Here is a 4,571-nt window from a genome sequence, read left to right on the forward strand (position 1 = left end):
TCGGTGTCGTTTGGTGAGGCGCGGATTCGGCTGGTGAAGGATGTGGGGTCGGCTGAGTTCTGGGTGCGGCATGTGCGTGAGGCGGTGCGGTTCGCTGCTGATGTGGGCCGGCTGCGTGAGGAGGGTGTGAGCCGGTTCCTGGAGATCGGGCCGGATGCCGTCCTGACGACGATGGTGCGGCAGAGTGTCGATGATGCGGTGGTGGCCACGGCCACACTGCGTCGTGACCGTCCCGAGGCGGTCACGCTGCTGTCGGCCGTGGGACGGCTCCACGCGACCGGTGTACCCGTGGACTGGCAGGCAGTGCTCGCCGGACGCGGAGCCCGGCAGGTGGACCTGCCGACCTACCCGTTCCAGCGGCGGCGCTTCTGGCTGATCGACGAGACGACGAACGCGGATCCGGCGTCCATGGGGCTGGGAGCGGCACGCCACCCCTTGCTGGGCGCCACGGTCATGATGGCGGACTCCGACCAACTGGTCTTCACCGGGCGGCTGTCGGTCGGCTCGCAGCCATGGCTCGCCGACCACGTCGTGGACGACGTCACCGTCTTCCCGGGCACCGGCTTCGTCGAGCTGGCCGTCCGCGCCGGGGACGAGGTGGGCTGCGGCCGTATCGAGGAACTCGCCGTCGAGACACCACTGGTGCTCCCGGAGCGCGGTGGTGTCGCCGTTCAGGTCGTGGTCGGGGCCGCGGACGGATCGGGCTGCCGTTCCGTGACGGTGTACGCGCGCGACGAGAACGCCATCGACACGCCGTGGACACGGCATGCGACAGGACTGCTGGCCGCGAGCGTGACCGACGGAAGCGCGCTGACCCAGTGGCCGCCGTCCGGTGCCGAGGCGGTCGACCTGGACGGCTTCTACGGCCGGCTCGACGAGGCGGGCCTCTCCTACGGCCCGGCCTTCCAGGGGCTGACAGCCGCCTGGCGGCTCGGTGACGAAGTGTTCGCCGAGGTCAGCCTGCCCGAGAACGTGGATTCAAGCGCCTTCGGGCTGCACCCGGCAGTCTTCGACGCGGCGTTGCGCGCGTTCGCGCTGACCGGGGGCACCGAGAACGACGCGGCTCTCCTGCCGTCCGCCTGGCGAGGCGTGGAACTGCACGCGTCCGGCGCGAGTGCGCTGCGCGTCCGGGTGACCCGCCGCCACGACGCCGAGGTCACCCTGGCGGTCGCCGACGCGACCGGCGAGCCCGTCGCGTCGGTGGAATCCCTGACACTGCGTCCGGTCTCGGCTCTGGGGACTCCGCACACCGACTCGCTCTTCCGCGTCGACTGGACGCCGGCAGAGGCGAACGGATCCGTGCTCGCGCCCGCGGACCTTGACGCGTCCATGGACGTGGATGCCTCCGTGGAGGTGTTACGGGTCGGTGGCTCGGGGGTGGCCTCGGCTGTCGCCCGGGTTCTGGAGGCTCTGCAGTCGGCCGTGTCGCGCGTGGTGGTGGTGACGCGGGGTGCGGTGTCGGTGGCGGGTGAGGACGTCACCTCTCTGCCGGGTGCTGCGGTGTGGGGGTTGGTGCGTAGTGCGCAGTCGGAAGACCCAGGGCGCTTCGTGCTGCTGGATCTGGCCGCTGCCGACACCGACGTCGATACCGATACCGATACCGATGCCGGTACGGGCCTCGATGTCGCTGCGGGCTCCGATGTAGAGCGGGTCGCGGTGGCGCGGGCCTTGGCGGTCGGTGAGCCGCAGGTCGTGGTGCGCGGGGGCGCGGTGTATGTGCCGCGGCTGGTCCGGATGCCGGCGGCGAGTACGGGAACTGGTTCCGGGCCGGTGCCGTCGTCGGTGTTCGGTGACTCGGTGTTGGTGACGGGTGCTTCGGGTGCGTTGGGTGGGTTGGTGGCCCGGCATTTGGTGGCGCGGCACGGTGTGGAGCGGTTGTTGTTGGTGAGCCGGCGGGGTGCGGATGCGCCTGGTGCGGTGGAACTGCTTGAAGAGTTGACGGCGCTGGGTGCGCGGGTGGAGTTCGCGGCGTGTGATGTGGGGGATCGTGAGGCGCTGGCGGGTGTGTTGGAAGGTCGCTCGCTGAGTGGTGTTGTGCATGCGGCGGGTGTGCTGGATGACGGGTTGATCGGTTCGTTGACGCCGGAGCGGTTGGAGCGGGTGCTGCGTCCCAAGGCGGATGCCGCTTGGTATCTGCATGAGCTGACACAGGAGATGGACCTGTCGGCGTTCGTCCTGTTCTCCTCCGCGGCCGGCGTCCTGGGCGTCGCGGGTCAGGGCAACTACGCCGCTGCCAACGCCTTCCTCGACGGGCTCGCCGCGCATCGGCGGGCCCAGGGCCTGGCCGCCCAATCCCTCGCCTGGGGACCCTGGAGCCAGGCAGCCGGCATGGTCGGCACCCTGAACGAAGCCGACCGGTCCCGCATGGAACGGGGTGGCATCCTCCCGCTGTCCAACCGCGACGGACTCGCGCTGCTGGACGCGGCCGCGCGAACGGACGAGGCTGCCGCGATCCCCCTCAAGCTGAACCTCGCGGCGGTTCGCGCCGGTGGTTCCATACCGGAGGTACTGCGCGGTCTGATCCCCGTCGTCACGCGTGGCACGGCCCGGACCCGCACGGACGCGGACGGCATCCGCCAGCGGCTCGCGGGCCTCACCGAGAGCCGGCGGTTCGACATGCTGCTGACCCTGGTCCGTGCGCAGGCCGCCATGAACCTCGGCTACACCGGACCGGAAGCCGTCGGCCCGGACCGTACATTCCGCGACCTGGGTGTCGACTCACTGGCGGCCATGGAACTGCGCAACGGCCTCGGCGGGGCGACGGGACTGAAGCTTCCGGCCACGCTCGTCTTCGACTACCCCACCCCCGCCGTCCTCGCGCGCCACCTGCTCGACGAGATCTCGGGCACCGTGAACACGGACCACGTCACGGCAGCCGTGACGTCGGCCGACGACGACCCGATCGCCATCATCGGCATGGCGTGCCGTTACCCGGGGGGAGTGGCCTCGCCGGAGGACCTGTGGCGGTTGGTGGCCGACGGGACGGATGTCGTCTCGGGCTTCCCCACCGACCGGGGCTGGAACCTGGAGCGGCTCTACGACCCCACCGGCACCCGTCCGCAGACCAGTTACGTCAACCAGGGCGGATTCCTGCACGACGCGGCTCAGTTCGACCCCGGATTCTTCGGGATCGCACCGAACGAGGCGCTCATGATGGACCCGCAGCAGCGGCTGTTGCTGGAGGCGTCCTGGGAGGCACTGGAGCGTGCGGGTATCGACCCGACGACGCTGAAGGGCAGTGACACCGGCGTCTTCACCGGGATGACGTATCACGACTACTCCCACAACAGCGCCACCGGTGCCATCGCCTCCGGCCGGGTGTCCTACGTCCTCGGGCTCGAAGGCCCGGCGGTGACGATCGACACGGCGTGCTCGTCCTCGCTGGTCGCGCTGCACTGGGCCGCCCAGGCGCTGCGGTCGGGTGAGTGCTCGCTCGCCCTCGCCAGCGGCATCACGGTGATGGCCACGCCGGAGAACTTCATCGAGTTCAGCGAACAGCGGGGACTGTCGTCCGACGGGCGGTGCAAGTCGTACGCGTCTGCGGCCGACGGCACCGGTTGGGGCGAGGGTGTGGGCATGTTGCTGGTCGAGCGGTTGTCGGATGCCCGGCGCAACGGTCATCCGGTGCTCGCGGTGGTCCGCGGTACCGCGACCAACCAGGACGGCGCGAGCAACGGTCTGACCGCCCCCAACGGTCCCGCTCAGCGGCGGGTGATCCGGCAGGCGCTGGCGAACGCCGGTCTGACGGGTGCTGATGTGGATGTGGTGGAGGGGCATGGCACGGGTACGACGCTGGGTGATCCGATCGAGGCGCAGGCCCTGTTGGCCACGTACGGTCAGGATCGTCCTGAGGGTCGGCCGTTGTGGCTCGGTTCGATCAAGTCGAACATGGGTCACACGCAGGCGGCGGCCGGTGTCGCGGGCATCATCAAGGTGATCGAGGCGATGCGGCATGGTGTGATGCCGCGGACGTTGCATGTGGATGAGCCGACTCCGCAGGTGGACTGGGAGGCGGGTGACGTCCGGCTGTTGACCGAGGCGCGTGAGTGGCCGGCTGAGGGTCGTCCGCGTCGTGCGGCGGTGTCGTCGTTCGGGATCAGCGGAACCAACGCCCACGTCATCATCGAAGAAGCACCTCCCGCCCCCGACGAGCCGTCGGTCGTGACGGTCACGGGCCCTGTCGCGTGGCCTCTGTCGGCCGACGGCCCGGAAGCATTGCGCGACCAGGCCGCGCGCCTCCTCGCCCATGTGCGGGACGAGCCGGAGGCGAGTGCCGTGGACGTGGGTCTGTCGTTGGCGACCGGTCGCGCCGCTCTCGCACACCGAGCGGTGATCGTCGCGGACGACCGTCCCAGCCTCCTCGAAGGCCTCACCGCGCTGACCGACGGGAAGCCGTCCCCGTCCGTGCTGGTCGGCACGGTCACCGAGGGCAAGTTGGCGTTTGTGTTCACTGGGCAGGGGAGTCAGCGGCTGGGTATGGGGCGGGAGTTGTATGAGGTGTTTCCGGTGTTCGCGGATGCCTTTGACGAGGTGTGTGCGGCGGTGGGGCTGCCGTTGAAGGACGTGGTCTG

The 4,571-nt window shown here is 70.1% G+C and carries 1 pseudogene; it reads left to right on the top strand.

Annotation, left to right across the window (positions count from 1 at the left end):
- Nucleotides 1-36: 36 nt before the first annotated feature.
- A pseudogene (locus tag ACFVH5_RS43980) lies at nt 37-4,571 on the top strand (type I polyketide synthase); the annotation flags it as partial.

It is taken from the genome of Streptomyces sp. NPDC127119, assembly GCF_042677425.1.
GTDB lineage: Bacteria > Actinomycetota > Actinomycetes > Streptomycetales > Streptomycetaceae > Streptomyces.